This is a genomic window from Isoptericola sp. NPDC057191, from assembly GCF_042670225.1.
GTDB lineage: Bacteria > Actinomycetota > Actinomycetes > Actinomycetales > Cellulomonadaceae > Isoptericola.
In genome coordinates, this window is sequence record NZ_JBHUWC010000274.1 from 1 (window position 1) to 3,586 (window position 3,586).

At 74.8% G+C, this 3,586-nt stretch carries 3 protein-coding genes and 1 riboswitch; of the genes, 2 read left to right on the plus strand and 1 reads right to left on the minus strand.

The genetic code is table 11. The features are described 5' to 3' along the window. Window positions 1-70: 70 nt before the first annotated feature. Window positions 71-1,111 carry an SDR family NAD(P)-dependent oxidoreductase gene (locus ACFT55_RS19640; protein WP_380245532.1) on the minus strand — a complete coding sequence of 347 codons (1,041 nt, stop codon included), beginning with the start codon at window positions 1,109-1,111 and terminating at the stop codon, window positions 71-73. A gap of 78 nt (window positions 1,112-1,189) precedes the next feature. On the opposite strand from ACFT55_RS19640, the gene ACFT55_RS19645 reads away from it, so the two are divergent. Both ACFT55_RS19645 and purH read left to right on the plus strand, forming a co-directional pair. Next, window positions 1,190-1,762, plus strand: a complete 573-nt coding sequence (locus ACFT55_RS19645; protein ID WP_380245533.1) for a TetR/AcrR family transcriptional regulator — start codon at window positions 1,190-1,192, stop codon at window positions 1,760-1,762. Between the two features lie 27 nt (window positions 1,763-1,789). Beyond that, window positions 1,790-1,877: riboswitch (ZMP/ZTP riboswitch) on the plus strand. A gap of 35 nt (window positions 1,878-1,912) precedes the next feature. After that, window positions 1,913-3,535: a bifunctional phosphoribosylaminoimidazolecarboxamide formyltransferase/IMP cyclohydrolase gene (gene purH / locus ACFT55_RS19650; protein WP_380245534.1), complete on the plus strand. Its 1,623-nt coding sequence runs from the start codon at window positions 1,913-1,915 to the stop codon at window positions 3,533-3,535. Window positions 3,536-3,586 lie beyond the last annotated feature (51 nt).

Consider the following 3,586-nt stretch of genomic DNA (forward strand, 5'->3'; position numbering starts at 1 on the left):
CTTTTCGGCCGCCCGCGCAGTCAGAACCAGGCCAGGGCATGCCCGCACCTGGGTCTGACAGCTCGGTCGGTCAGACCGCCGACCAGCCGCCGTCCGACGCGAGGATCGCGCCGTTGAGGTTCACGGCGTCCGTCGACAGCAGGAACGTGATGGACGCGGCCAGGTGCTCCGCCGTCGCGATCCCGGGGATGTTGCCCATGAACCGGCCCAGGCGCGCGCCGCCGAACTCGGCCTGGCCGGGCACCTGGATGCCGGTCGCCACGCCGCCGGGCGCGACGGCGTTCACCTGCACGCCCGTGCCGGCGTACATCACGGCGGACGACTTGGTCAGGCCGACGACGGCGTGCTTCGAGGCTGTGTACGCGGCGCCCGCGGCCGACCCGCGCAGCCCCGCCTCCGAGGCGACGTTGACGATCCGGCCCCGGCCCGCGGCGAGCATCCCGGGCAGGACGGCGCGCATGAGGCGCATCGTGCCGTCGACGTTCACCCGCATCACCCGCTCCCACATCGCGTCGGTGAGCTCGTGCACCGCGCCCATGTCGTCCATGATCCCGGCGACGTTCGCGAGCGCGTCGACCCGGTCGCCCGCCGCGCGCACGATCTCCTCGACCGACGCGGCGGACGTGATGTCGCCCGCGACGGTCACGACCTCCGCGTCCGGCAGGGTCGCGGCGAGCTCGTCGAGCTTCTCCTTCGCCAGGTCGACGGCGACCACGCGGCCGCCCTCGCGCGCCACGCGGGCGGCGACCGCCCGGCCGATGCCGGACGCGGCACCCGTGACGACGACGGTCTGGCCGGTGAAGCGGCCGGGGGTGACCTGCTCGGTCCACGGGGCCGGCGCGGACGTGGCACCCGCCGTGCTCCCGGACGCGGTGCCTGGCGCGTCGGCGTCGTCGGGCGCCTGCTCGCGGTAGGCGGCGACGAGGCTGTCGACCATCTCGGCCGGGAACTGGCCGTTCGACAGGGCGACGAGCTGCTCCAGGGGCAGGCTGCGCGCCGGGGCGAGCGCCTCTGCGGAGGCGCCGGCCTGCTCGAGGACGGCGCCGAGGATGCGGCCTCCGACGGGGTGGTCGAGCCACTCGCCGACGGTCGAGGATGCGGACAGGGCCATGGTGCTCTCCTTGATGGCGGTCCCCCGGAGGGGGTTTCAGGTAACCGGACAATGTTGTCCGGTTGATAGTCTATTCCCGTGCCCACCGAACGGAGCAACCCTCGCCCTGCCGCCAGGAGCAACCCCGGGCCCGCGGCCGCCGCACGCAACCGGGCCGCGCTCCTGAGGGCGGCGCACGCGGTCTTCGCCGAGTCCGGCACCGCCGCCCCGCTGAGCTCCGTCGCCCGCCGCGCCGAGGTCGGGCAGGGCAGCCTCTACCGGCACTTCCCGGACCGCGTCGCCCTCGTGGCCGCCGTCGTCGAGGAGAACGTCGCCGAGCTGGAGGCCGCCTCCGCCGACGGCGCCGCCCTGCCCCGCCTGCTCGGGCTCGTGACCCGGCACGCCATCGAGTCCGTGGGCGTCGTCGACCTGCTGGCCGAGGACCGGCCCGGCCGCATGCTCGAGCTGCGCGACCGCGTGGCCGCGGTGCTCGCCGCCCACCACGAGGCGGCGCTCGCGGCGGGTCAGGTGCCCCAGGACGTCGGGGTGGACGACCTCATGCTCGGGGTCGAGCTCGTGGCCGGCGCGCTCACGCGGAGGCCGGCCGGGGAGCGCGCGGCGATGGCCGAGCGCGCCTGGCGCCTGCTCGGGATCGAGGTCGCGCTGCCGTGACCCGGCCCGGCGGCGTTCGGTAGACTCGGCCTCGGCCGTGACTGGCGAGGGTGGGTCACCACCGGGGAGCGGCCGACGTGTCCCGTCATGCGCGCCGCCCGCCTGGGTGCGAGGGTCTTTCCGCGAGAACCCGCACCGAGGAGAAGACACATGTCCGGAGCACCGTCCGCCCCCGACGTCCAGCTCGCCGACGACGCACAGCGCCCCGTGCGGCGCGCGCTGCTGAGCGTCTACGACAAGACCGGCCTCGTCGAGCTGGCCACCGCCCTGCACGCCGCCGGCGTCGAGCTCGTCTCGACCGGCTCGACCGCCGGGAAGATCGCCGACGCCGGCATCCCCGTGACCCGCGTCGAGGAGCTCACCGGCTTCCCCGAGTGCCTCGAGGGCCGCGTGAAGACGCTGCACCCGCGCGTGCACGCCGGCATCCTGGCCGACACCCGCAAGGCCGACCACCTCGCCCAGCTCGCCGACCTCGGCATCGAGACCTTCGAGCTGGTCGTCGTGAACCTCTACCCGTTCGCGGCGACGGTCGCGTCGGGCGCGGGCCCGGACGACGTCGTCGAGCAGATCGACATCGGCGGCCCGTCCATGGTCCGCGCCGCGGCCAAGAACCACCCGAGCGTCGCGGTCGTCGTCGACCCGGCCCGCTACGACGACGTCGTCGCGGCCGTGCAGGGCGGCGGCTTCACGTTCGCGCAGCGCAAGCGGCTCGCCGCCGCGGCGTTCGCCCACACCGCGCAGTACGACGTCGCGGTCTCCTCCTGGTTCGCGAGCTCCTACGCGCCCGACGAGGTCGCGGTCGAGTCGCACCTGCCCGACGTCGCGGGCGCCGCCTTCGAGCGCGCCGCGGTGCTGCGCTACGGCGAGAACCCGCACCAGAAGGCCGCCCTGTACACGCGGACCGACGGTGCGACCGGGCTCGCCCAGGCCACGCAGCTGCACGGCAAGGCGATGAGCTACAACAACTACGTCGACGCCGACGCCGCGTGGCGCGCCGCCCACGACCACGAGGGCCCGGCCGTCGCGATCATCAAGCACGCCAACCCGTGCGGCATCGCCGTCGGAGCCGACGTCGCCCAGGCGCACGCGCGCGCGCACGCGACGGACCCCGTGTCGGCGTACGGCGGCGTGATCGCGGCGAACCGCGTCGTCACGAAGGCCGCGGCCGAGCAGATCGCCCCGGTGTTCACCGAGGTGCTCGTGGCGCCCGGCTTCGAGCCCGAGGCCCTCGAGATCCTCCAGGCCAAGAAGAACCTGCGCCTGCTCGTGGTCGACACCCCGCCGCGCGCCGCTGCGGAGAACCGCCCGATCTCCGGCGGCATGCTCGTCCAGGAGGTCGACCGGTTCCAGGCCGAGGGCGACGACCCCGCCTCCTGGACCCTCGCCGCGGGCGAGGCTGCCGACGAGGCCACGCTGGCGGACCTCGCCTTCGCGTGGAAGGCCGTGCGCGCCGCGAAGTCGAACGCCATCCTGCTCGCCGCGGACGGCGCCGCCGTCGGCATCGGCATGGGTCAGGTCAACCGCGTCGACTCCTGCCGTCTGTCCGTCGAGCGCGCCAACACGCTGGCCGAGGGGCAGGAGCGGGCGCGCGGCGCGGTCGCCGCGTCCGACGCGTTCTTCCCGTTCGCCGACGGCCTGCAGGTGCTGCTCGACGCCGGCGTGCGCGCGGTCGTGCAGCCGGGCGGGTCCATCCGCGACGCCGAGGTGATCGAGGCGGCCCAGGCCGCCGGCGTCACGATGTACCTCACCGGGACGCGCCACTTCGCGCACTGACCCGCACCGGGCCGCAACGAGCGTGCTGACTTGATCCTCAAACAGCGTTCT